This is a genomic window from Pseudomonas sp. SMN11 (assembly GCF_052041945.1).
Lineage (GTDB): Bacteria > Pseudomonadota > Gammaproteobacteria > Pseudomonadales > Pseudomonadaceae > Aquipseudomonas.
The window spans coordinates 354,847-377,297 of record NZ_JBKGGW010000002.1 but is presented as its reverse complement, the minus strand read 5'-3'; the positions used below and the strand labels follow the sequence as shown (position 1 = coordinate 377,297).

The window sequence follows — 22,451 nt, the reverse complement described above, 5'->3', positions numbered from 1 at the left end:
GCGATGTTTCATACAGATCATAGTCCGATGTCCTGTACTACGCATGCTCTTGTTCCTACAGATATGGGCTAGTTTGACCCGGATCAAGCGGAAACGGCGTATTCCGACGACTGGTTAATCGTTTCGCTTTGTTGCATGTCGATCCAGGCCTGCAAATTCGCCCCGCGCATGCCCTGGCGCCACATCAGCCAGGTTTCTGCGTGATCGAATGGCGCCTGCAAGCGATGGGCGTGCACGCGGTCACGCCCGGGCAGGCTGTCGAGCATCGATTGCGCCATCAAGGCCACCCCCGCTCCGGCAATCACGCAGGCCAGCATGCTCTGGTACGACTCGATCTCCATCACTCGCCCCATCGGCGTGTGGTCATGGGCATACCAGGCCTCCAGACGCATCCGGTATGAACAGCCCTGGCGAAAGGTGAATACTGCTTTGCCCGCCACGTCCCTGGCACTGCGCACCGCCGGGTGCTCCGGGCTGGTGATCAAGACCAGCACTTCATCGCACAGCGGCACACCATCCAGCCCGGCCAGGCTTGGTGGGCCATCCACCAGTGCCGCATCCAGGCGATGGCTGAGCAGGCCTTCGAGCAGGTCGCCGCTGGGGGCCGCCTGTACCTGCAGGTTCACCGCCGGGTATTGCTGGTGATAGCGCGCCAGCAGCGCCGGCAAGTGGATCGCGGCAGTGCTGTACATGGTGCCCAGCGCGAAATCGCCCGCCGGCTGGCCGCCCTGCACCGCCGCCACGGCTTCGTCACGCAGGGCCGAAAGGCGGCTGGCGTAATCCAGCAGCACCTTGCCGGCGGGTGACAGCTGCAGGCGCTGACGTTCACGCAGGAACAGCTCCACCCCAAGCTGCTCCTCGAGCTGACGCAGGCGCGTCGACAGGTTCGACGGCACCCGGTGCAGCCGCTCGGCGGCGCGGGTTACCGAGCCCTCCTCGGCGACCGCCTGGAAGATGCGCAGTTGACTGAACTCCATGACATTCTCCAAAACAGAACAACTTGATCATCATTATTCAATTTTATTGAAAGTCAACTCACCATAACCTGCCATCCATCGCATTGATTCGCGCAGGAGAGTCTTCATGTCGCCGTTCGCTCAATTGCTGGCCAGCGCCTTAGCCCTGATGATGGCCATGGGCATTGGCCGCTTCGCCCTTACCCCGCAACTGCCGCAAGTGATCGCCGAAGGCCAGTTCGACCTGACCGCCGCCGGGCTGGTGGCGGCAGCCAACTACCTGGGCTACTTACTCGGCGCCGTGGACGCCATGTGCGCCCGTCGGCCGAACCAGGTGAAACTGCGCCTGCACGGGGGCCTGTGGTTGTGCGTGCTGCTGACCTTGGCCTCCTGGGCTGCGGACGGCTTCTGGAGCCATTTGCTGCTGCGCTTCGGGACCGGTGTGGCCAGTGCCTGGGTGCTGGTAATGATCACCAGCCTCAGCCAGCAAGTGGCCAATGCCCGCAACCGCCAGCGCCTTGGGGCTATGGTGTTTGCCGGGCCCGGGCTGGGTATTGCGCTGACTGGTTTGCTGGCATTGGCTGCGCATCTGCTGGGGCTGGGTTCGGCGGCACTCTGGCTGGTCTATGCCGTTGCGGCCCTGGTCATGCTGCTGGCCGTGCGCCCCTGGCTGCCTCGCGCCCTGCAACCTGCAGTGGTGCCCGCCGCCGCGCAGCCGGGCCCGACCCGCAGCGTCGGCATTGCTCGACTGGGCCTGGTCTATGCCCTGTACGGCGTGGGCTACATCCTGCCGGCCACCTTCCTGTCGCAGATGGCCAACCAGCAGTTTCACGGCAACTGGATGGCCGACCTGTTCTGGCCGGCGTTCGGTCTGGCGGCGGCGCTCGGTGTGGTGCTGGTGAGCCTGCGTCGGGCAGGCCGTACTTCGGCCTGGCTGATGGTCACCCTGTGGTTGCAAGGCTTGGGGGTACTGGCCTGCCTGATGGGCGGTGGCGTAGGCCTGGCACTGGGCGTGGTGCTGTGCGGCGGGCCATTCCTGGCGTGCATGCAACTGGTGATGCAGCGCTCAAGGGAACTGGCGCCGCACGCCACACAGCGCAATGCCGGGCTGCTGACCGCATGCTTTGCCCTGGGGCAGCTGAGTGGGCCATTGCTGGCGGCGCTGAGCAACCATTACAGCGGGAGTTTGCAACCCGCACTGGTGCTGGCTGCCATCGGCCTGGGAGTGGCGGGCATGCTTGTGCTGATCGGCGGGCGCAGCCTTCAGGGTTGCCAGGCTGCACCTCAGACCACCGCTTAACCTACCCACTTGCGCAGTTGCTGCTTCACCCAGGGCTCGGCACTTACCAGAATCACGCCGAGCAATACCATCAATGCACCGATCACGAAATTCGCACTCAACGGCTCACCCAGCAACACCACGCCGAACGTCACCCCGAACAGCGGCGTGATGAACGAAAACACCGCCAGGTTGGAGGCCAGGTACTTGCGCAACAACCAGAACCAGGTCAGGTAACTGATGAACGAGACCACGATGCCCTGGAACAGCACGCTACCCACCGCCAGCGGCGTCAAGGTCACATCGACGATCTGCCCGCTGAGCAGGGCGATCAACAGCAACCCGGCAAACCCCACCGCCAGTTGATAGAACAAGGTCAGGGTCGCCGGTGCTTCGGAAAGGCGCGAGCCACGTACCACCACCGTGGTCGCGCCCCAGGCCAGCCCGGCGAGCACGCCGAAGGCATCGCCTAGCAGCATGCGCCCATCCATCTCGGCGAATGACATGCCTCCCGCGAATGCCAACGCAATCCCGGCAAAAGCCAGCAAGATCCCCAGCCACTGCAGCAACCGCAGCCGTTCGCTGGGGAGCATGAAGTGCAGGCCAAGTGCGGTGAACACCGGCGCCGTGTAGAGGAACACCGACATGTGCGCCGCCGAGGTCAGCTTCAGGCCCTCGGCGATGAACAGGAATTCCAGCCCGAACAACCCGCCGGCCACGAGCCCGGCCCGCCAGGTGTTGCCCACCTGTTCCCAGCCACCACGCCAGCAGATCATCAACCCCACCAGCACAGCAGCGATGCAGTTGCGCAGGGCTGCCTGCATCACCGGCGCGATATCCACCGCCGCGGTCTTGATCAGCACCTGCTGGCAGCCCCAGATCAGGCACAGGCCCAACATCACCTGGAAGGCAAAGGCGTCGGGGTTCTTGCGGGCCGCGCTCATGGGCGGGCCTTTTGAGTGGTCGAGGGCATCGGCAAAGGCTCGGCAGTGGTCAAGGAACACCGATTATCGGGTTTCCCCGCCCGCCCTTGCCACCCTCAAAACGACCTCAAGCGATCTGTGCCTTGGCCGACACCTGCTCGAAGGTGGTTTCGTCCAGCGCATCTTCCTGCTCATCCAGTACCTGACGCGGGTGCTCGAAGCCCGGGATGCTGCTGTCGATCAGGCTGAGCAAGCGCGAGCCGCGCTCGGTGAGCACGAAGTTTTCGCCATTGCCGCCCTCCTCCGGTTCCCGGCTTTCGATGAAGCCGCGCTCGAACAGCAGCTTTTCGTACTCGCAGGCGCGGGTTTTCAGGTGGTCGATGTCACCCACCGGCTGCCCTTCGGCGGCCAGCGCCGCAGCGTGCTGTTCGGCATAGGGGCGTGGCGTGAAGCTGTGACCGGCACTGTTCTGCACCTCGTGCAGCAAACGCTCGATCAGGTCCCAGTCGTAGGTGCTGCTCATGGAGATGGCCTCCTGCTGTGGACGAAGGGGGTACACAGGTTGGGACCCGCTTAAAGTATCGAGCGTTCAGAAAGAACTCAGCGCTGGCGTTGTTGCGCTTGCATGTATTGCCGCAGCAACTGGTTGATCCGCGTCTGGTAACCCGCGCCCTGCTCCTTGAACCAGGAAAGAACATCCGAGTCCAGGCGTATGGTCACCGTCTGCTTTGCTGGAACCCGTAATTCGGCCTCGCGGAAAAAGTCCTCTCCCAGCTCCGGAATATCCGAGGTATCAATGTCCTTGTCGTCCATTTGAGCCAACCGGCTCCAATCAGTTTTCGATGCTTTGGTCATAAAGCTTGGCCTCCCACCTGGTGGCTCTGCGTGCGGAGATGATGCGGATGACATCACCCTCCCGCTCCGTATACACGACCACACCCAGCAAGGACTTCAGCCAACCGAGGCTGACCCAACGCTCCTCGCAATAATCCAGGCAACGATCCCGGCGAGTCAGCAAGGGATGATTGAACATATCTGGAACATCGCTGAAGTCGATACCATGCTTGCGGATGTTGGCCTGGTTCTTCGCATCGTCCCATTCAAAGAACATGGGACGCTCTGTATTTACATGTGTACATACGATACCTCCTGTTTGAGGGCGAGACTAGAGGGCAATCACTCGCTCTTCAATTGCGCCAGGAGGCTTTGGGAAAAGGACTACGACATGAAGCGAAGCAGCCTGACCAGCAGGCTAGAGGGGTTCAGTCACTGCTTGACCAGGTAATTGATGAACAACCTGAACAACTCCGCATTCCCAGCAATTCCCAACCGCTGCCAGATATTGTGCCGGTGTACCTTCACTGTCCCCTCCGAAATCCCCAGCTCACGGGAGATCGACTGGCTGCTGTGCCCCTGCAGGATCAGCTTGGCCACATGCCGCTGGGTCTCGGTCAGCTGGCCCTGAAGGATATCGACGAAGGCATCTTCCAGCTGGCTGTCCGACTCCTGCGGATCGGCCAGGTCATCGGCGTGGGCCAGGCGCAGGTGCTGGCTGAAAATGGCATCGATCACCGGCGTCAGTGCTGCCAGCCGCTGTGCTTCCTCAACCGCGAACGCGCCCTTGTCCAAGCCACGCATCAGCGAGTACACCAGCGCGGTCCGTGGCCGCACCGGGACGATGAAGCCGATTTCATCGATCAGGCTGCCGTGGTGCGAGGAAACACAGGGGTGGATGTCGTGAGAGATAGAGAAGCCCGAGGCGAAGAAGCTGTCCGGGGCCAGTTCGCTCATGCGCCACAGGCCAGATGGGTGGTTATTGGTACAGGCGACGTAGAACGGGTCGAGCAGGTAGCCGCCGCGCAAGTAGGCCTTGAGCGTGCGCTCGGCCACGCGCTGGTTGTAGCCATCGTGGATCAGCAGCGCCGGCTGGTTGAAGCGGAACAGGTAGGCGCAGCTCATGTCGAAATCGACCACGCCCTTGAGCGCGGTATCGAGGGCCGGGCCCAGGGTGTCGCTGCCGATGCTGCGGATGACCGCGCCCAGGCGGTCGGCGTTGTCGCTGTTCATGGCGATGGCCTGTGCGGTGAATGAAGAAAACGCGAATGCCGCCCGGCTGTAGAAGCCCGAGCGGCATTGAACGATGCCAGGCCCTGTCAGTGCAACGCTGGGCTGGCAGGCAGCAGGCCGGCGTCTTCTTCCTGGCGGCCCAGCTCCAGCGCCTTGGGCACCGCAAGCCAGTAAGCCAGGCCCATGCCCAGCAGGCCACCGGCGAGCTTGCCGATGATCAGCGGCCCGATCAGCGTCGGCTGGAAGTTGGCCGAATAGGCCAGATGGTCACCGAAGGTAAAGGCCGCGCAAACGGCGAAGGCGATCACCAGCACCTTGTCCTTCGGTGGCATGTCGACCACCAGGCGGAACATCGCCAGGATGTTGGCCGAGGCCGCGAGGATGCCGGCGGCGCCCACCGGTGACAGGCCCAGCTTCGAGGCCACTTTCTCGATCGGCCGCGACAGACAGCGCTTGATCAGGTAGACCATCGGGAACGCACCGCAGAGCATGATGCCCACGTAGCCTGCGATCTCCAGGGCGCGGAACTGGTCGGCCTTGTCGGCGATGATCGGCGCAAAGCCCCAGCCACCGAACAGCGAGGTGAAACCACCGGTGAAGTACTCGACGATCGAGGCCACCAGCACCAGGGTCACTGCCGCGTACATCAGCTGCCCCAGCTTGAGGAACAGGCTGACCATCAGGTTGGGCAAGTAGCGCAGGGCCGCCGCCAGTGCCACGCAGAACAGGATCAGCGGCGACAAGTTGCGCAACAGGGTCGGCAAGGTGAAGTGCAGCGCCTGGGTCGCGGCGCCTGCCGTGGCGATATCCGGGCGCACACCCAGGCCCATGGCCTGCATGCCCATGGCGATGAACACGATGCTGATCGGGATGCTCAGCAACCCGGCCATGATGCCCAGGGCCATGTACTTGTGGTCGGCCTTGTTGAGCATGGCCAGGCCCACCGGGATGACGAAGATCACCGTCGAGCCGCACTGGAAGCCGGTGATCAGGCCGAGGATCCAGCCTTCCGGACTGTGCGACAGCGCCTGGGCCAACTGGTAACCGCCCAGGTCCGAAGCGATGAAGATCGGCCCGGCGATGCCAGCATCCGCACCCATGGCCAGGAACAGCGGGCCGATGACGTGGCTGATGAAGCTGGAAATGAACGGGATGGCGGCCATGATCCCGGCCACCGGGATGAAGATCGGGCCGATGCTGTGCAGGCCGGCCGTGAATTCCTTGGCCAGCTCGGATTCTGCATTGACGATCGAGGCGATCGCGCCGATCACGGCGCACACCATGATCACGTAGATGACGTAAGTGCCTATGTTTTCCATCTGCTGCCTCTGTCTTGTTGGAATTGGCTTGGGGGCAGAATTGAAGGGTGCTGCTTTTCGTTCTTGTTGAAGGCCGGCAGCGGGCTGCCGGCCAGGCATCACATGGCGGTGTAGGCGTTGTCGACGAACAGGTGCGAACCACTGACGAAGCTCGACTCGTCGCTGGCCAGGAACAGCGCGGCATTAGCCACCTCGCTTGGATCGCACAGGCGCCCCTGCATGGTCTTGATCGCCTCGTCGGAAGCATCCACGCCATAACCGCGCAGCAGGTCGAGCTCGCGGCGACCATGGGCAGTGCCGATGAAACCCGGGCAAATGGCGTTGCTGCGGATGTTCTGGTCGCGGTATTCCACGGCCAGGGCGCGGGCGAACATGTGGCACGCGCCTTTGGTGGTGCAATACAGCACCTCCATCGGCGTGCCGACCACGGCGGAAATCGACGAAGTGCAGATCACGCTGCCGCCGCCCGCAGCGAGCATGCCCGGCAGTACCGCCTTGGTGACCAGGAACATGCTTTTGACGTTGATGCTCATCAGCCGGTCCCAGTCGGCCTCGCTGGTTTCCAGGAACGGCCCGGCGGCGATGATCCCGGCGTGGTTCATCAGCACGGTGATCGGGCCGAAATGCGCCTGGCCCTGGGCCACGGCACGCTGCACCTGGTCGGCCTGCGACACATCGGCGGCGACGAACAGCGCCTTCCCGCCTTCGGCATTGATGCGTGCCGCCACCGCTTCGCCCTGGCTGGTCGGCAAGTCGAGGATCACCACCTTGGCGCCCTCGGCGGCGAACAGCTCCGACGCGGCCAGGCCACAACCGCCCGCGCCGCCGGTAATCAGTGCCACCTTGCCTTTCAATCGATCCATGGGTGTGTTCCTCGGTTGTTGTGGTTGTGGCCTCAAACTAGAGCCGAGGATGGCTGCGGTAAATATACCCAGGGGTATAGCCGCCGGTCGCAGGCGCTGAACCAACCGCCGCACGCGCGTCTCCACCGGGCATCACCACCGCCGGAGGTAGAAAGGATGAAACCGCTGCTGCGCATCGCCTGTGCCACCGCCCTGTGCTGTGCCCTGCCCGCATGGGCCTGCACACCGGAGGAAGCGACACAGAAACGTGAGGAGCTGGCCGGGCTGGTCAGTCAACTGACCGAGCAGAACCCGCAGAAGGCCAAGGAGATCAATGATGAGCTCCAGGGGATGGAGCTGGGGACGGCGAGCAAGGACTTGCCCGATAAATGTCAGTTGATCGACAAGCGGATCAAGGAGTTGAAGGAAGCAGAGAAAAAGGCTGAGTGATTTACTTCGCGCTGGCGCTCGCCTTGTAGGAGCGACCTTGTGTCGCGAAAGGGCTGCAAAGCAGCCCCGGGATATTCGCAATGGCACATCTGGCAGGGGGCCGCTTTGCGGCCCTTTCGCGACACAAGGCCGCTCCTACAGGATCTGCGTCAAGCTTATTCAGCAGCCGGCTTGCGCTTCTTCAGCGGCGCCAGGCCGTCGGAGCTGGCCAGTGGCGCATTCGGCCGTGGCTTGGCGGTCGGCTTGCGCTTGGCAGCAGCCTTCTTCTCGCCAGTCTTCTTGTCGACCTTCTTCTTCTTGGCACCCACCGCCTTGCCCGAAGCCTTGACCTTTTTCGGCCCGTTGTAGGTGCCCTTCACTTCCTTGATCACCCGGCGCTCGAACTGCTGCTTGAGGTAGCGCTCGATGCTGGACATCAGGTTCCAGTCATTGTGGGTGATCAGCGAAATCGCCAGGCCTTCGCCACCGGCACGGCCGGTGCGGCCCACACGGTGCACGTACTCGTCGCCGCTGCGCGGCATGTCGAAGTTGATCACCAGGTCCAGGCCGTCGATGTCCAGGCCACGGGCCGCCACGTCGGTGGCCACCAGCACCTTGGAGCTGCCCTGCTTGAAGCGTTCGATAGCCAGCTTGCGGTCCTTCTGGTCCTTCTCGCCGTGCAGCACGAAGGCTTTCACGTCCTTGGCCACCAGGTGGCCGTAGATGCGGTCGGCCAGGGCGCGGGTGTTGGTGAAGATGATCGCCTTGTCGAAGGTCTCGTTGGCCAGCAGCCACTGCACGATGGCTTCCTTGTGCTGGTCGTGGTCGGCGGTGATGATCTGCTGGCGGGTGCCTTCGGCCAGCTGCGAGACGCTGTTGAGCATCAGGTGCTCTGGATCTTTCAGGACCTTGCCGATGATGTCGCGCAGGGCCGCGCCGCCAGTGGTGGCCGAGAACAGCAGGGTCTGCTCGCGGTTCTCGCACTCCTTGCACAGGCGCTCCATGTCTTCGGCGAAGCCCATGTCGAGCATGCGGTCGGCTTCGTCGAGGATCATCACCTGCACGTGGGACAGGTCGAGGTTGCCGGCATTGAGGTGCTCGAGCAGGCGGCCCGGGGTGCCGATCAGCACGTCCGGCACCTTGCGCAGCATGGCGGCCTGTTCCTTGAAGTCTTCACCGCCGGTGACCAGGCCCGCCTTGATGTAGGTGAACTGCGAGAACAGCTGCACTTGCTTGAGGGTCTGCTGGGCCAGCTCGCGGGTCGGCAGCAGGATCAGCGAGCGGATCTCGACGCGCCCGCCCTTCAGGTCAACCAGGCGGTTGAGCAGCGGCAGGACGAACGCGGCGGTCTTGCCGCTGCCGGTCTGCGCGGTCACACGCAGGTCGCGCCCTTGCAGGGCCAGGGGGATGGCCGCGGCCTGCACCGGGGTCGGCTCGACGAATTTAAGCTCGGCCACGGCTTTCAGCAGGCGTTCATGCAGGGCGAATTGGGAGAACACGGAGGTAACCTCAGGCAAGTGCGGGAAATTCAGTTGCATAGGGTAACGTTTTCTGCCGCCTTAGCCGAATTTCTTTTGGCAACTTTGTCGGCTTCCGCGCTCTAATGGCGCTTCGTTTCGCTGTAAAAGACCGGTTTCAAGCTTATGGACATCCAACGCATCTGGCGTGACAGCCTCGACCTGTGGGGCACCCTCGACCAACATCCACTGCTCCACGCCGCTATCGGCCTGGCGGTGCTGCTGCTGATTTCCCTGGTACTCGGGCGCCTGGCGCGCTTCCTGGTGCTGCACAGCGCCCGCCTGCTGGCCCGGCAGTCGGCGCTGAAGTGGCTCGACGACCTGCGCCACAACAAGGTGTTCCACCGCCTGGCCCAGACCATCCCGTCGCTGGTGATCCAGTTCGGCCTGAAACTGGTGCCCGAGCTGTCCGACACTGCTCAGCACTTCCTCGGCAACGTCGCCCTGGCCTTCACCCTTCTGTTCATGACCATGGCCCTGTCGTGCCTGCTCGATGCCCTGCTGGACATCTACGCTCGCACCGAGCACGCCCGCACCCGCTCGATCAAGGGCTACGTGCAGCTCGCCAAGATGATGCTGTGGATCTTCGCCTCGATCGTCATCGTCGCCACCCTGATCGACCGCTCGCCGCTGTTGCTGCTGTCGGGCCTGGGTGCGATGTCGGCGGTGCTGCTGTTGGTGTACAAGGACACGCTGCTGTCGTTCGTCGCCAGTGTGCAGCTGACCAGCAACGACATGCTGCATGTGGGCGACTGGATCGAGATGCCGCAGGTGGGTGCCGATGGTGATGTGGTCGATATCACCCTGCATACCGTGAAAGTGCAGAATTTTGATAAGACCATCGTCTCGATTCCGACCTGGCGCCTGATGAGCGAGTCGTTCCGCAACTACCGCGGCATGCAGCAGTCTGGCGGGCGGCGGATCAAGCGCAGCCTGTTCATCGATGCTGCCGGCGTGCGCTTCCTTACCCCGGACGAAGAGCAGCGCCTGACTCAGGTGAGCCTGCTGGGCGACTACCTGGCCAGCAAGCGCCAGGAACTGCTGGCCTGGAACGAGGCGCTGGGGCCGGTGCCAGAGCTTTCGGCCAACCGCCGCAAGCTGACCAATATCGGGACATTCCGGGCGTTTGCCCTGGCTTACCTGAGAAACCACCCGAACGTGCACCCGAACATGACCTGCATGGTGCGGCAGATGCAGACCACGGCCGAGGGTGTGCCGCTGGAGATCTACTGCTTTACCACCACCACGGTGTGGGCGGAGTACGAGCGGATTCAGGGGGATATCTTTGATTACCTGCTGGCGGTGTTGCCGGAGTTTGGGTTGAGTCTGTATCAGCAGCCGAGTGGCAATGACATGCGGGTGGGGTTGGCTGGGCGGGTTGTGGAGCCCGTTTCGCGGCGGTTGGAAGAGGTGAGTGAAGCTTGAGATTGCCGGGGCTGCTCTGCAGCCCATCGCCGGCAAGCGCGGCTCCCACAGGTACACAGCAAGTTTTGAGAGCTGTGCCATACCTGTGGGAGCGGGTTTACCCGCGAAGAGACCCTCAGCTACCCCGCATAACCCAGCAGGTATAGCAGCCCGGTCAGGGTCACCAATGAGGCCACGGTCGACAACAGGATCGTCCGCGAAATCAGCCCCGCTTCGCGGTTGTAGTACTCCGCCAGCATGAACGGCCCAGTCCCGGTCGGCAGCGCCGCCAGCAGCACGGCCGAGGCCGCCCACATGGTCGGCAGGCTGAACACCTTGAACGCCAGCACCCAGGTCAGCGCCGGCTGACCGACGAGCTTCAGCGCCACCAACGGCCACGGGCTGGCCTGCGAACCGGTGCGTTTCTCGGCCAGGAACGCGCCCAGCGAGATCAATGCGCAAGGCGTGGTCGCCAACGCCAGCATGTCGAGAAAATGCATCACCGGCTCGGCCAGCCCCAGGCCACCCATGGCCCAGCCCGCTCCCGCCAGCGGCGAAATCACCAGCGGATTCTTCGCCAGCGCCTTGCTCACCAGCAGGATCGCACGGCCGATCTGCCGCTCCTCCTGCAGGCCGATTTCGATCAGCGTCAGGGAAATCGCGAACACCAGGCAGACCACGATCAGCGACGAAATCAACGCTGGCTGCAGGCCTGGCTGGCCGAACAGCAGCAGGCACAACGGAATGCCGATGTAGCCGGTATTGGCATAGCCGGCACTGAGCCCGTCGATGCTCGCTGCCACCAGGCCGTGGCCGCTGTACAGGCGCCAGGCCAGGGTCACGACGAACATCGCCAATGCCCCCGCACCGAAGGCGACGATGAACCCTGGGTGCCAGATCTCGCTCCAGGTCGCCGTGGCGGTGACCTTGAACAGCAGCGCTGGCAGGCACAGCCAGACCACCATCTTGTTGATCTCGGCGGCAGCCTTGTCACCGAGCTTGTTGGTCTTGCGGCACAGGAAGCCGACCAGGATCAGGGCGAAGATCGGAGCAACGATGACGAAGATGGTGTGCATGTCAGGCCTTGCCCGTCACAGGCGACTGCGCACGGTTGCCCAGACGGCTCAGCCATACCGACGCCAGGATGATCGCGCCACCGAGCAACAACCGGCCAAGCGGCTCGTCGCGGTTCCAGATCAGCAGGTTCAGCAGCAGCCCCACCGGCACATGCAGGTTGTTCATCACCGCCAGCGTTCCGCCGGAGACCAGGCAGGCGCCCTTGTTCCACCAGTACAGGCCCAGGGCCGTCGGGCACAGGCCGAGGAACAGCAGCACCAGCCACTGCACGTTGGTGATCGGCAGGTGCTGGGCATTGCCGAACAGCAGGAACGCCGGCAACACCACGATCAGCGCGCCCAGGTAGAAGTAGCCGAAACGCTTGTAGTGCGGCAGGTCGCTAGGGTTACGGGCGACCAAGTGGCGATACAGCACCTGGCCGGCGGCGTAGGTGAAGTTGGCCAGTTGCAGTAGCAGGAAGCCGATGAAGAAGTCGCCGCTGATGCTGTCGAAGCGGATCACTCCCGCCCCCGCCACGGCAACCAAGGCCGCGAGCAATGCCCAGGGGTTGAAGCGCCGGTTCAGGGCGTCCTCGATCAGGGTCACGTGCAGTGGCGTAAGGATGGTGAACAGCAGCACTTCCGGCACGGTCAGCACGCGGAAGCTCAGGTACAGGCAGACGTAGGTGATGCCGTATTGCAGCGCGCCAATCAGCAGCATCGAGCGCAGGAAGCGCGGTTCGACCTGGCGCCAGTGGGTCAGCGGCAGGAACACCAGGCCGGCCAGCACCACGCGCGCGAGCACGGCGAAATAGCTGTCGACGTGCCCGGCCAGGTACTCGCCGATCACGTTGAAGGAAAACGCCTGGATCAGCGCGACGATTATCAGGTAGCCCATGGTTGCCTCTCGTGGATCAAGGGCGCGACCTTAGCGGGTTGCGGCCTTTGGGTTCAACCATGAGGAATGTGGGGGTGGCTGGATACTCGGTCTTTGTGGGAGCGGCCTTGTGTCGCGAAAGGGGTGCGAAGCGCCCCCGGATCTCAGCACAGCTGCACATATTGCTGGGGCTGCTCTGCAGCCCTTTCGCGACACAAGGCCGCTCCCACACAAAGCAAAAGCAGACCGCGTGCACCGCACATAAAAAAGCCCGGCCATCAGGCCGGGCAGGTACACCCAAAGGAGCTACAACAGGTGTCAGGGATGGGAATTCGTTGACCTCAGGCCACTGCGGCCAGCTTGGCCTTGGCCTGGTTCAGGCCCTTCTCGTGGAACTCGCCGCTCATGTTCAGGCCTTCGGCATGGATGAAGTCAACATCGTGAATACCGATGAAGGCCATCACCTGGCGCAGGTAAGGTTCCTGGTGGTCGCTGGTAGCACCGGCATGGATGCCGCCACGGGCAGTCAGGACGATGGCGCGCTTGCCGGTGAGCAGGCCTTGCGGGCCGGTCGGGGTGTACTTGAAGGTGATCCCGGCGCGCAGCACGTGGTCCAGCCAGGCCTTGAGGGTGCTGGGGATGGTGAAGTTGTACATCGGCGCGGCCATCACCAGCACATCGGCAGCCAGCACTTCATCGGTCAGCTCGTTGGAGCGGGTCAGGGCCTCCAGTTCGGCGGCGCTGCGCTGTTCTTCAGGCTTCATCCAGCCTCCGAGCAGGTTGGCATCCAGGTGCGGCACCGGGTTTACCGCCAGGTCACGCACGGTGATCGCGTCGGCTGGGTGCGCCGCCTGCCACTGCTCGATGAAGTCACGGGTCAGTTGACGGGAAACGGAATCCTGCTGGCGGGCGCTGCTTTCGATGATCAGTACGCGGGACATGGGTGCCTCCATCGGCAAAAAGGGTTGCGATTCGATGGAGGTGAGATTAAGGCTTGACCTATCGATAAAAAAGCGTAAAAAGTGGGTGCAATCTATCGATTAATCCGTTTTATTGCGCTTTGCAGTCCAGCGCGATGCGCAGCTTGATGATCTGCCGATTGAAATTGGCCGTCACATCGACGCTCTTGCCAGCCGGTACGTTGACCCGGCGCACCCGCGGTGCCTCGGGCCCGTTGCGGAAGGTCACCTTGCAGGCTGCCGGCACTTGCCCATAGTTGTTCAGGGTAATGGACCCGATGTCGTAGGCCGTGTCATAGGTGGTGTAGTCCAGCTTGACCCCGGTCAGGTCCTTCTCCACGTCGATGGGGTAAGCCATTGCCCCAAGGGGCAGGCACATCAAAATTGCCGCACAACATTTCTTCATGGGGCGCTCTCCTTGAAAGAGCGCAGCTTAGGACAACAGGAGCCAAACATGAAAGCGCCGCGCGTGACCCTGGATCAATGGCGAACCCTGCAAGCAGTGGTCGACCATGGCGGGTTTGCCCAGGCCGCCGAAGCCCTGCACCGTTCGCAGTCTTCGGTCAGCTACACCGTGGCACGCATGCAGGAACAGCTGGGCGTGCCGCTGCTGCGCATCGATGGCCGCAAAGCCGTGCTGACCGAGGCCGGCAACGTGCTGCTGCGCCGTTCGCGGCACCTGGTCAAGCAGGCCAGCCAGTTGGAAGACCTGGCGCACCACATGGAGCAAGGCTGGGAGGCCGAGGTACGCCTGGTGGTCGATGCCGCCTACCCCAGTGCCCGCCTGGTGCGCGCCCTGGCTGCGTTCATGCCACAGAGCCGCGGTTGCCGGGTGCGTCTGCGTGAAGAGGTGCTGTCGGGCGTCGAGGAAGTGATGCACGAAGGCATCGCCGACCTTGCCATCAGCAGCTACAGCATCGGCGGCTACCTGGGCACCGAGCTGAGTTCGGTGGAGTTCGTCGCCGTTGCCCACCCGGAACACAGCCTGCACCGCCTGGGCCGGGAAATCACCTTCCAGGACCTGGAAAGCCAGCTGCAGGTGGTGATCCGCGACTCCGGCCGCGCCCAGCCACGCGATGTCGGCTGGCTCGGCGCCGAGCAGCGCTGGACGGTCGGCAGCCTGGGCACCGCCGCCACCTTCGTCGGCAGCGGCCTGGGCTTTGCCTGGTTGCCACGGCACATGATCGAGCGTGAGCTGCTCGACGGCGTACTGAAGCCATTGCCGCTCGATCAGGGTGGCAGCCGCCACCCACTGTTCTACCTTTATTCGAGCAAAGAGAAGACCCTGGGCCCGGCCACGCAGATTCTCATCGACCTGCTGCGCAATTTCGACACCGCGCCGCTGGACGTGCCCTTCGCAGCCCCCCCACAAGCCTGAGAGGACCGCGCCCATGGCCTATTTCGAACATGAAGGATGCTCGCTGCATTATCAGGAATATGGCCAGGGCGAACCCCTGGTGCTGCTGCACGGCCTGGGCTCCAGCAGCCAGGACTGGGAGCTGCAGGTACCCGAGCTGAGCCGCCACTACCGGGTGATCCTCATGGACATCCGCGGCCACGGCCGCTCCGACAAGCCCCGCGACGGTTACCAGATCGCCACCTTCAGCGAAGACCTGCTGGCCCTGCTCGAGCACCTGCAGACCGGCCCGGTGCACTTCGTCGGCCTGTCCATGGGCGGCATGGTCGGGTTCCAGTTCGCCGTGGACCACCCGCAATGGCTGCGCAGCCTGTGCATCGTCAACAGCGCCCCCGAGGTCAAGCGCCGCACCCGCAGCGACTGGCTATGGTGGCTCAAGCGCTGGGGCCTGGCGCGCATCCTCAGCGTCGAGACGGTCGGCCAGGGCCTGGCCGCGCGGCTGTTCCCCAAGCCGGAGCAGGCCGAACTGCGCAAGAAGATGGCCGAACGCTGGGCACGCAACGACAAGCGCGCCTACCTCAAGAGCTTCGACGCCATCGTCGACTGGGGCGTGCAGGAACGCATCGCGCAGATCCGCTGTCCCACGCTGGTGATTGCCGCCGACCACGATTACACCCCGATACACCTTAAAGAGCGCTACGTGGCCCTGATGCCCCACGCCAGGCTGGTGGTCATCGACGATTCCCGACACGCTACACCCCTCGATCAACCCGAGGTCTTCAACCAGACCCTGCTGCAGTTCCTCGCAGCCGCTTCCACCTCTCAAGGATCATTGAGCCCATGCTGAAAAAACTCCTGCTCACCGCCTGCTCGGTCGCCTTCGCCACCAGCGTCATGGCTTCCGACAAGACCCCGCACGTTCAGCTGGACACCAGCTTCGGCCAGGTCACCATCGAGCTCAATGCAGAAAAAGCGCCGATCAGTACCAAGAATTTCCTGGCCTACGTCGACAGCGGTTTCTACAACAACACCATTTTCCACCGCGTGATCCCGGGCTTCATGGTCCAGGGCGGCGGCTTCACTGACCAGATGGTGCAGAAAGACACCAAGGACCCGATCAAGAACGAGGCCAGCAACGGCCTGCAGAACACCCGTGGCACCCTGTCGATGGCACGCACCTCCAACCCGAACTCGGCCACCAGCCAGTTCTTCATCAACGTCGCCGACAACGACTTCCTCAACCCGGGCCGCGACGCCGGTTACGCCGTGTTCGGCAAGGTGACCCAGGGCATGGAAGTGGTCGACCAGATCGTCAACTCGCCAACCACGGTGAAAAAAGGCATGCGCGATGTCCCGGCCGACCCGGTGTACATCAAGTCCGCCAAACGCATCGACTGACCGCCGGTTTCACAGGGACGTGAAACCTTCCGGGGTCGGGTAGCACAGGAGTCTTGTCACCCATGCTGTACCGCCGTTTCGAGCAACTGATCGACATCTTCCGCGACGCGCCCAGCGAGTCGCCGCCCGGCCAGGTCTGGCCGTTCTACCTGTACTACCTGCGCCAGGTCTGGCCGAGTTTTCTCGCCCTGCTGGTGGTGGGCCTGTTCGCCTCGCTGATCGAGGTGGCGATGTTCAGCTACCTGAGCCGCATCATCGACCTGGCCCAGGGCACGCCCAATGTCAACTTCTTCAGCGAGCACAGCGGCGAGCTGATCTGGATGCTGGTGGTGATCCTGCTGCTGCGGCCGGTGTTCTTCGGCCTGCACGACCTGCTGGTGCACCAGACCATCAACCCCGGCATGACCAGCCTGATCCGCTGGCAGAATCACACCTATGTGCTCAAGCAGAGCCTGAATTTCTTCCAGAGCGACTTCGCCGGGCGCATCGCCCAGCGCATCATGCAAACAGGCAACTCGCTGCGCGACTCTGCCGTGCAGGCGGTGGATGCGCTGTGGCATGTGCTGATCTACGCCATCACCTCGCTGGTGCTGTTCGCCGAGGCCGACTGGCGCCTGATGCTGCCGCTGCTGGTGTGGATCGTCGGCTACATCGTTGCGCTGTACTACTTCGTGCCGCGGGTGAAGGAGCGCTCGGTGGTTTCCTCCGACGCCCGCTCCAAGCTGATGGGGCGGATCGTCGATGGCTACACCAACATCGCCACCCTCAAGCTGTTCGCCCACACCGACCATGAACAGCAGTACGCCCGAGAAGCGATCCGCGAACAGACTGAGAAAACCCAGCTGGCCTCGCGCGTGGTCACCAGCATGGACGTGGTCATCACCACCCTCAACGGCCTGTTGGTGGTCACCACCACGGGCCTTGCGCTGTGGCTGTGGAGCCAGTCGCTGATCACCGTCGGTGCCATCGCCCTGGCCACCGGCCTGGTGATCCGCATCGTCAACATGTCGGGCTGGATCATGTGGGTGGTCAACGGCATCTTCGAAAACATCGGCATGGTCCAGGACGGCCTGCAGACCATTGCCCAACCGGTCACCGTTACCGACAAGGCCCAGGCGCCGCCCCTCAAGGTCAGCCGCGGCGCGGTGCGCTTTGATGACGTGGACTTCCACTATGGCAAGGCCGCCAACGTGATCGAAGGGCTCAACCTGGACATCCGCCCGGGCGAGAAGATCGGCCTGATCGGCCCGTCCGGCGCCGGCAAGTCGACCCTGGTCAACCTGCTGCTGCGCCTGTACGACGTGCAGGGCGGGCGCATCCTGATCGACGGCCAGGACATCGCCGAGGTCAGCCAAGCCAGCCTGCGTGCGCAGATCGGCATGATCACCCAGGACACCTCGCTGCTGCACCGCTCGATCCGCGACAACCTGCTGTATGGCCGCCCCGACGCCAGTGACGCGGCGCTGCACGAAGCCGTGCGCCGGGCGCGGGCCGATGAGTTCATCCCGCAGTTGTCGGATGCCCAGGGCCGCACCGGCTTCGATGCCCATGTGGGCGAGCGTGGCGTGAAGCTGTCGGGCGGGCAGCGCCAGCGCATCGCGATTGCCCGGGTGCTGCTCAAAAATGCGCCGATCCTGATCATGGACGAAGCCACGTCGGCGCTGGACTCGGAGGTCGAGGCGGCCATTCAGGAAAGCCTGGAGACCTTGATGCAGGGCAAGACGGTGATCGCCATCGCTCACCGGCTGTCGACCATTGCCCGGATGGACCGCCTGGTGGTTCTGGACAAGGGGCGGATCGTCGAGAGTGGCAGCCACAGCGAGCTGCTGGAACAGCGGGGGCTGTATGCCCGGTTGTGGCACCACCAGACCGGGGGCTTTGTCGGGGTCGACTGAGTCCTGTTCCGGCCTCTTCGCGGGTAAACCCGCTCCCACAGGCTCACCACAGCCCTTGAGGCCTGTGCGGTCCCTGTGGGAGCGGGTTTACCCGCGAAGAGGTCGGAACAGGTATTGGAGACCTCAATCCTTGCGGTAAGGCAGCATCCCTTTGGCCTCCTCGGCATACCCCCGCACCCCTTCCCGCTCCTGCTGCAGAAAATCCTCCACCGCCCGCCTCAACCCGGGATGCAGCAGGTAATGCCACGAGCGCGTGAGCACCGGTTCGAACCCGCGAATCAGCTTGTGTTCGCCCTGCGCCCCGGCATCGAAACGCTGCAGCCCTTCGGCAATCGCAAAGTCCATGCCCTGGTAGAAGCAGGTCTCGAAATGCAACCGGTCGAACTCATCGAGGCAGCCCCAGTAGCGGCCAAACAGGCTGTCGCCACCGACCAGGCTCAAGGCCATGGCCACATCACGCCCGCCCTGGCGCGCCATCACCACCCGCACGGCCTCGTGCATACGCTCGGCCAACAGGCTGAAGAATTCCCGGGTCAGATAGGGAGAACGCCTGCGCACCGCATAGGTGTTGGCATAGCAGAGGAAAACAAAATCCCACTGCGCCTCGTCCAGCTCATCGCCGCGATACCAGCGAAAATCGATGCCCTGCCCGGCCACCTGCTCACGCTCCTTGCGCATCTGCTTGCGCTTGCGTGAGCTGAGGCTGTCGAGAAAGTCCTGGAAATCGCTATAACCGTGATTACGCCAGTGGAACTGACAACCCAGCCGCTCCATCCAGCCCGGCAAACCCGCCATCTGCGCATCCAGCTGCGGGTCGGTGAAATTGATGTGCGCCCCGGACAGCCCGGCTTTGCCCAGATATTCGGGCAATGCCTGCAGCACCAGCAGGCCATCGGCAGGGTCGGCCGCCAGCAGGCGCGGCCCGCTGACCGGGCTGAACGGCACGGCACCGAGCAGCTTGGGGTAGTAGGCGATGCCGGCACGCTCGCAGGCATCGGCCCAACCGTGGTCGAACACGTACTCGCCATACGAATGCCATTTGCGGTACGCCGGCAGCAGCGCACGCACCTGCCCGTCGCGCTCCAGCACCAGGTGTTCGGCTGCCCAGCCGGTGTTGCGGGCAACACTGCCGCTGTCTTCCATGGCGCTGAGAAAAGCGTGGCGCAGGAACGGTTGGCCAGGGGGGACCAGGGCATCCCAGGTCGCCGCTGGCAGGTCACGCAAGTGGGCAAGGCTGTAGAGACTGGTCACGTTTTCGACTCGCTGTTTAAGGCCATCAGTATCGGCGAACAGAGGCCCGTCACTCAAATGAGGATCGGCCCGTTTCGCCTTTCATTCTCAATTACTTAACAGCAGTGCCACTAATTAGACATTATTCTGTCATTGGCCCCCGCAATACTTGCGCCTGTTTTCCGGAACCCCAGAACCTGTCTAGTCAGGCCCTTTCCGAAGACATGCCAACATGGGGGCGGGCGCTGAGCCTCCCCAAATCTTTTAAGTAGGGAGAACCTTATGCGTCTTGTTTCTACACTTACCGGAGTGAGCCTCACCGGCATGATGCTGGCTCTGAGTGCTCCGGCCAGTGCTGCCGTCGACGCCAAGCTGCTCGAAATGCTCCGCGCCAATGGCTCGATCAACCAGGCGCAGTACAACGAACTGCAGGGCGACCTGGCTCAGGAAACCAAGGAAAAGGCCGCTCAGAAAGCTCAGTCCGACCGGATGAGCTCCTTCGAACAAAAAGTGGCATGGGCCGCCAAGACCCAGATCAAGGGTGATGTACGCCTGCGTTACGAAGACGTCAACGTCGACAACCCGATCTCCCGCAGCCCCAACCAGGATCGCGAGCGCGTGCGTGCCCGTGTCGGCTTCTACAGCGAGATCAACCCGCAGGTCGATGCTGGCGTGCGTGTGGCCACCGGCAGCAGCGCCGATGCCCGCTCGACCAACCAGAGCCTGGACAACTACTTCGAGAAGAAAGCCCTGTGGGTCGACCTGGCCTACCTCGACTGGCACCCGACTGCCGTCCCGAACCTGCACCTGATCGGCGGCAAGATGCTGCAGCCATGGGTGAGCATGGGCGACATCATCTGGGATAGCGACATCAACCCGGAAGGCGTGGCCGTCACCTACAAGACCAACGCCGGCCCGGCCGAAGTGTTCGGCAGCATTGGCCACTACAACCTGAAAGACAACGTCGACGGCGACGGCGTGCAGTACAAGCACGACGCACAGCTGTACGCGGCCCAGCTGGGTACCAAGTTCAACGCGGCTGACACCGTCAAGGTCACCGTCGGTGCCAGCCTCTACGGCTACGACAACGACAAGGCCTCGGCTCTGCTGCGTTCGCTGGGTAACACCACCGACGAGTTCAATCTGGTTGAAGGTTTCGGCCAAGTCGACTTCACCGGCTTCGCCATCCCACTGTCGGCTTACGGCCAGTACGTCAAGAACACCGAAAGCACCGACGGCATGGACACTGCCTGGCTGGCCGGCCTGAAGTCCAAGATCGGCGCCTGGAGCCTGGACTACAACTACCGCGACGTGCAGCGTAACGGCGTAGTCAGCCTGTTCACCGACTCTGACTTCGGTAACGGCTTCACCGGTTCGCGCGGCCACAAGTTCAAGGTCGGTTACGAAATCGACAAGAACTTCAACCTCGGCGCGGCCTACATGATGGCCAAGACCGACTACTCCAACCTGCCGAACAGCGACGCCAGCGTAGACACCCTGCAGGTGGACCTGGAAGCCAAGTTCTAAGCGACACACTCCTCTGCTTCACTCTGAGGCGGGAAATGCCGACCCCATCCGGCATTTCCCGCCTTTTTTTGCCTGCAAAAAAGAGGGGGCCGCAAAGCGGCCCCCTCGATCTGGCATCTAACGCGACAATCAACGCTTGCGCAGAATCACGCTGCCAATCGAATACCCCGCGCCGAACGAGCTCAGCACGCCCAACGCCCCTGGCGCCAGGTCATCCTGGTACAGGTGGAAGGCAATCACCGATCCCGCCGAACTGGTGTTGGCATATCGGTCGAGAATCACCGGTGCCTCTTCCTCGCTCACCTCACGCCCCATCAGCTTCTTGACGATCAGGTGGTTCATGCTCAGGTTGGCCTGGTGCAGCCAGAAGCGCTTGACGTCGGATGGCTGCAGGTTGTTCTCGCCCAGGTGCTTGCCGATCAGCTCGGCGACCATCGGGCAGACTTCGCGGAATACCTTGCGCCCTTCCTGCACGAACAGTTTGTCCGGCGCGCCGATCCCCTCTTCCGCCGCGCGGTTGAGGAAGCCGAAATTGTTGCGGATGTTGTTGGAGAACGCGGTCTGCAACTTGGTGCCGACGATGTCGAACTGGTGCGCCGACGTGGCTTTGTCGGCTCGCTCGACCAGTACCGCCGTGGCGGCGTCACCAAAGATGAAGTGGCTGTCGCGATCGCGGAAATTCAGGTGCCCGGTGCAGATTTCCGGGCTAACCACCAGCAGTGCACGGGCCTGCCCCAGTTGCACGCTGTTGGCAGCGGTCTGGATGCCGAAGGTGGCCGACGAACAGGCCACGTTCATGTCGAAGGCGAAGCCGTCGATACCCAGCGCCTGCTGCACTTCGATGGCGATGGCCGGGTAAGGGCGTTGCAGGTTGGAGCAGGCGACGATCACCCCGTCGACATCCGCCGGGGTACGACCGGCGCGTTCCAGCGCCTGGCGCGCAGCGGCAACGCCCATTTCGCAGAGGATCGACGGCTCGTCGTTGGAACGCTCGGGCAGGCGCGGCTTCATGCGCTGCGGGTCGAGGATGCCGGCCTTGTCCATGACGAAGCGGCTCTTGATGCCCGAGGCCTTTTCGATGAAGGCGGCGTCGGACAACGGTGCCGCCTCGAGCTCGCCACGCTCGATGGCGGCGGCGTTGTCCTGGTTGTACTGCTGTGACCAGGCGTTGAAGGAGGCCACCAGTTCTTCGTTGGAAATGCTCTGGGCCGGGGTATACAGGCCGGTGCCGCTGATCACGACGTTATGCACGATCGATCCTCTGCTCAAAGGCCATCGCTACGGGGCGCTGGCTGGGAATATGACAGAATAATGGCACTTTAGTACCAACTTCACGGCGAGGGCTGTGCCCTCGATCGCGGCTAAACCCGCTCCCACAGGCGTGCGCAATCCCTGTAGGAGCGGGTTTACCCGCGAT

Annotated in this window: 23 protein-coding genes; 8 read left to right on the top strand and 15 right to left on the bottom strand. The window is 63.2% G+C overall.

Translation table 11 applies throughout. From position 1 onward, the window contains the following. Positions 1-83: 83 nt before the first annotated feature. Positions 84-977 carry a putrescine utilization regulator PtrR gene (gene ptrR / locus ACLEJU_RS04000; RefSeq protein ID WP_435425492.1) on the bottom strand — a complete coding sequence of 298 codons (894 nt, stop codon included), beginning with the start codon at positions 975-977 and terminating at the stop codon, positions 84-86. 106 nt (positions 978-1,083) lie between these two features. Between ptrR and ACLEJU_RS03995 the strand changes: the two genes are divergently transcribed. After that, on the top strand, positions 1,084-2,256 hold the full coding sequence (locus tag ACLEJU_RS03995; protein WP_435425493.1) for an MFS transporter: 1,173 nt from the start codon (positions 1,084-1,086) through the stop codon (positions 2,254-2,256). On the opposite strand, the gene ACLEJU_RS03990 is transcribed toward ACLEJU_RS03995, so the two are convergent. From ACLEJU_RS03990 to ACLEJU_RS03960, 7 genes are all read right to left on the bottom strand, one after another. Beyond that, a complete protein-coding gene (locus tag ACLEJU_RS03990; protein ID WP_435425494.1) occupies positions 2,253-3,179 on the bottom strand; it encodes a DMT family transporter in 927 nt (308 codons plus the stop codon). The genes ACLEJU_RS03995 and ACLEJU_RS03990 overlap by 4 nt on opposite strands. 106 nt (positions 3,180-3,285) lie before the next feature. Continuing rightward, the gene (locus ACLEJU_RS03985) at positions 3,286-3,681 is read right to left on the bottom strand and encodes a transcriptional regulator (protein ID WP_435425495.1); all 396 of its coding nucleotides are present in this window, start codon (positions 3,679-3,681) and stop codon (positions 3,286-3,288) included. A gap of 77 nt (positions 3,682-3,758) precedes the next feature. After that, positions 3,759-4,013 carry a BrnA antitoxin family protein gene (locus tag ACLEJU_RS03980; protein WP_435425496.1) on the bottom strand — a complete coding sequence of 85 codons (255 nt, stop codon included), beginning with the start codon at positions 4,011-4,013 and terminating at the stop codon, positions 3,759-3,761. Beyond that, the gene (locus ACLEJU_RS03975; RefSeq protein WP_435425497.1) at positions 3,991-4,269 is read right to left on the bottom strand and encodes a BrnT family toxin; all 279 of its coding nucleotides are present in this window, start codon (positions 4,267-4,269) and stop codon (positions 3,991-3,993) included. The genes ACLEJU_RS03980 and ACLEJU_RS03975 overlap by 23 nt, the downstream gene beginning before the upstream one ends. A 155-nt stretch (positions 4,270-4,424) precedes the next feature. Continuing rightward, positions 4,425-5,225, bottom strand: coding sequence for a helix-turn-helix transcriptional regulator (locus ACLEJU_RS03970; protein WP_435425498.1), 801 nt, complete (start codon positions 5,223-5,225; stop codon positions 4,425-4,427). Positions 5,226-5,311: 86 nt separating this feature from the next. Next, positions 5,312-6,544 (bottom strand): ethanolamine utilization protein EutH, encoded by a 1,233-nt coding sequence (gene eutH, locus ACLEJU_RS03965; RefSeq protein ID WP_435425499.1) that lies wholly within the window; start codon positions 6,542-6,544, stop codon positions 5,312-5,314. A gap of 98 nt (positions 6,545-6,642) precedes the next feature. Then, entirely contained in the window at positions 6,643-7,407 is a 765-nt protein-coding gene (locus ACLEJU_RS03960) for an SDR family NAD(P)-dependent oxidoreductase (protein ID WP_435425500.1), read from the bottom strand. A 156-nt stretch (positions 7,408-7,563) separates the two neighbouring features. Between ACLEJU_RS03960 and ACLEJU_RS03955 the strand changes: the two genes are divergently transcribed. After that, entirely contained in the window at positions 7,564-7,836 is a 273-nt protein-coding gene (locus ACLEJU_RS03955; protein WP_159411613.1) for a hypothetical protein, read from the top strand. A gap of 155 nt (positions 7,837-7,991) precedes the next feature. Here the strand turns inward: ACLEJU_RS03955 and ACLEJU_RS03950 are convergent, their stop codons facing one another. Further along, positions 7,992-9,353, bottom strand: coding sequence for a DEAD/DEAH box helicase (locus tag ACLEJU_RS03950; RefSeq protein WP_079229245.1), 1,362 nt, complete (start codon positions 9,351-9,353; stop codon positions 7,992-7,994). 105 nt (positions 9,354-9,458) lie between these two features. Here ACLEJU_RS03950 and ACLEJU_RS03945 point away from each other — a divergent pair, with 105 nt between their 5' ends. Further along, entirely contained in the window at positions 9,459-10,757 is a 1,299-nt protein-coding gene (locus tag ACLEJU_RS03945; RefSeq protein ID WP_435425485.1) for a mechanosensitive ion channel family protein, read from the top strand. A 119-nt stretch (positions 10,758-10,876) separates the two neighbouring features. On the opposite strand, the gene ACLEJU_RS03940 is transcribed toward ACLEJU_RS03945, so the two are convergent. From ACLEJU_RS03940 to ACLEJU_RS03925, 4 genes are all read right to left on the bottom strand, one after another. Then, positions 10,877-11,812 (bottom strand): AEC family transporter, encoded by a 936-nt coding sequence (locus ACLEJU_RS03940; RefSeq protein WP_435425486.1) that lies wholly within the window; start codon positions 11,810-11,812, stop codon positions 10,877-10,879. Between the two features lies 1 nt (position 11,813). Beyond that, positions 11,814-12,689 carry a carboxylate/amino acid/amine transporter gene (locus tag ACLEJU_RS03935; RefSeq protein WP_435425487.1) on the bottom strand — a complete coding sequence of 292 codons (876 nt, stop codon included), beginning with the start codon at positions 12,687-12,689 and terminating at the stop codon, positions 11,814-11,816. Between the two features lie 320 nt (positions 12,690-13,009). Continuing rightward, on the bottom strand, positions 13,010-13,609 hold the full coding sequence (locus ACLEJU_RS03930; RefSeq protein WP_435425488.1) for an FMN-dependent NADH-azoreductase: 600 nt from the start codon (positions 13,607-13,609) through the stop codon (positions 13,010-13,012). Positions 13,610-13,718: 109 nt separating this feature from the next. Beyond that, the gene (locus ACLEJU_RS03925) at positions 13,719-14,033 is read right to left on the bottom strand and encodes a 3-phosphoglycerate kinase (RefSeq protein WP_152953954.1); all 315 of its coding nucleotides are present in this window, start codon (positions 14,031-14,033) and stop codon (positions 13,719-13,721) included. Positions 14,034-14,081: 48 nt separating this feature from the next. Here ACLEJU_RS03925 and ACLEJU_RS03920 point away from each other — a divergent pair, with 48 nt between their 5' ends. The 4 genes from ACLEJU_RS03920 to ACLEJU_RS03905 all read left to right on the top strand — a co-directional run bounded on the left by ACLEJU_RS03920 (position 14,082) and on the right by ACLEJU_RS03905 (position 18,277). Continuing rightward, positions 14,082-15,005, top strand: a complete 924-nt coding sequence (locus ACLEJU_RS03920) for a LysR family transcriptional regulator (protein WP_159411623.1) — start codon at positions 14,082-14,084, stop codon at positions 15,003-15,005. Between the two features lie 13 nt (positions 15,006-15,018). Further along, positions 15,019-15,831, top strand: a complete 813-nt coding sequence (locus tag ACLEJU_RS03915) for an alpha/beta fold hydrolase (protein ID WP_435425489.1) — start codon at positions 15,019-15,021, stop codon at positions 15,829-15,831. Next, positions 15,825-16,382 (top strand): peptidylprolyl isomerase, encoded by a 558-nt coding sequence (locus tag ACLEJU_RS03910; RefSeq protein WP_110636955.1) that lies wholly within the window; start codon positions 15,825-15,827, stop codon positions 16,380-16,382. Before ACLEJU_RS03915 ends, ACLEJU_RS03910 begins: the two co-directional genes overlap by 7 nt. A 62-nt stretch (positions 16,383-16,444) precedes the next feature. Continuing rightward, complete coding sequence (locus ACLEJU_RS03905) at positions 16,445-18,277, top strand: ABC transporter ATP-binding protein (RefSeq protein ID WP_435425490.1); 1,833 nt, start codon at positions 16,445-16,447, stop codon at positions 18,275-18,277. 123 nt (positions 18,278-18,400) lie between these two features. Here the strand turns inward: ACLEJU_RS03905 and ACLEJU_RS03900 are convergent, their stop codons facing one another. Continuing rightward, positions 18,401-19,528, bottom strand: a complete 1,128-nt coding sequence (locus ACLEJU_RS03900) for a GNAT family N-acetyltransferase (protein WP_435423223.1) — start codon at positions 19,526-19,528, stop codon at positions 18,401-18,403. A gap of 261 nt (positions 19,529-19,789) precedes the next feature. On the opposite strand from ACLEJU_RS03900, the gene ACLEJU_RS03895 reads away from it, so the two are divergent. Then, complete coding sequence (locus ACLEJU_RS03895; RefSeq protein ID WP_435423224.1) at positions 19,790-21,034, top strand: putative porin; 1,245 nt, start codon at positions 19,790-19,792, stop codon at positions 21,032-21,034. A gap of 129 nt (positions 21,035-21,163) precedes the next feature. On the opposite strand, the gene ACLEJU_RS03890 is transcribed toward ACLEJU_RS03895, so the two are convergent. After that, entirely contained in the window at positions 21,164-22,285 is a 1,122-nt protein-coding gene (locus ACLEJU_RS03890; RefSeq protein WP_435423225.1) for a beta-ketoacyl-ACP synthase III, read from the bottom strand. Positions 22,286-22,451: the final 166 nt, after the last annotated feature.

Coding starts and splice junctions, on each gene's coding strand:
- ACLEJU_RS03920 (WP_159411623.1), top strand. CDS start 14,082: ATGAAAGCGCCGCGCGTGACCCTGGATCAATGGCGAACCCTGCAAGCA.
- ACLEJU_RS03970 (WP_435425498.1), bottom strand. CDS start 5,225: ATGAACAGCGACAACGCCGACCGCCTGGGCGCGGTCATCCGCAGCATC.
- ACLEJU_RS03895 (WP_435423224.1), top strand. CDS start 19,790: ATGCGTCTTGTTTCTACACTTACCGGAGTGAGCCTCACCGGCATGATG.
- ACLEJU_RS03935 (WP_435425487.1), bottom strand. CDS start 12,689: ATGGGCTACCTGATAATCGTCGCGCTGATCCAGGCGTTTTCCTTCAAC.
- ACLEJU_RS03960 (WP_435425500.1), bottom strand. CDS start 7,407: ATGGATCGATTGAAAGGCAAGGTGGCACTGATTACCGGCGGCGCGGGC.
- ACLEJU_RS03955 (WP_159411613.1), top strand. CDS start 7,564: ATGAAACCGCTGCTGCGCATCGCCTGTGCCACCGCCCTGTGCTGTGCC.
- ACLEJU_RS03940 (WP_435425486.1), bottom strand. CDS start 11,812: ATGCACACCATCTTCGTCATCGTTGCTCCGATCTTCGCCCTGATCCTG.
- ACLEJU_RS03925 (WP_152953954.1), bottom strand. CDS start 14,033: ATGAAGAAATGTTGTGCGGCAATTTTGATGTGCCTGCCCCTTGGGGCA.
- ACLEJU_RS03905 (WP_435425490.1), top strand. CDS start 16,445: ATGCTGTACCGCCGTTTCGAGCAACTGATCGACATCTTCCGCGACGCG.
- ACLEJU_RS03990 (WP_435425494.1), bottom strand. CDS start 3,179: ATGAGCGCGGCCCGCAAGAACCCCGACGCCTTTGCCTTCCAGGTGATG.
- ACLEJU_RS03980 (WP_435425496.1), bottom strand. CDS start 4,013: ATGACCAAAGCATCGAAAACTGATTGGAGCCGGTTGGCTCAAATGGAC.
- ACLEJU_RS03930 (WP_435425488.1), bottom strand. CDS start 13,609: ATGTCCCGCGTACTGATCATCGAAAGCAGCGCCCGCCAGCAGGATTCC.
- ACLEJU_RS03910 (WP_110636955.1), top strand. CDS start 15,825: ATGCTGAAAAAACTCCTGCTCACCGCCTGCTCGGTCGCCTTCGCCACC.
- ACLEJU_RS03985 (WP_435425495.1), bottom strand. CDS start 3,681: ATGAGCAGCACCTACGACTGGGACCTGATCGAGCGTTTGCTGCACGAG.
- eutH (WP_435425499.1), bottom strand. CDS start 6,544: ATGGAAAACATAGGCACTTACGTCATCTACGTGATCATGGTGTGCGCC.
- ACLEJU_RS03915 (WP_435425489.1), top strand. CDS start 15,019: ATGGCCTATTTCGAACATGAAGGATGCTCGCTGCATTATCAGGAATAT.
- ACLEJU_RS03945 (WP_435425485.1), top strand. CDS start 9,459: ATGGACATCCAACGCATCTGGCGTGACAGCCTCGACCTGTGGGGCACC.
- ptrR (WP_435425492.1), bottom strand. CDS start 977: ATGGAGTTCAGTCAACTGCGCATCTTCCAGGCGGTCGCCGAGGAGGGC.
- ACLEJU_RS03975 (WP_435425497.1), bottom strand. CDS start 4,269: ATGTTCTTTGAATGGGACGATGCGAAGAACCAGGCCAACATCCGCAAG.
- ACLEJU_RS03995 (WP_435425493.1), top strand. CDS start 1,084: ATGTCGCCGTTCGCTCAATTGCTGGCCAGCGCCTTAGCCCTGATGATG.
- ACLEJU_RS03950 (WP_079229245.1), bottom strand. CDS start 9,353: ATGCAACTGAATTTCCCGCACTTGCCTGAGGTTACCTCCGTGTTCTCC.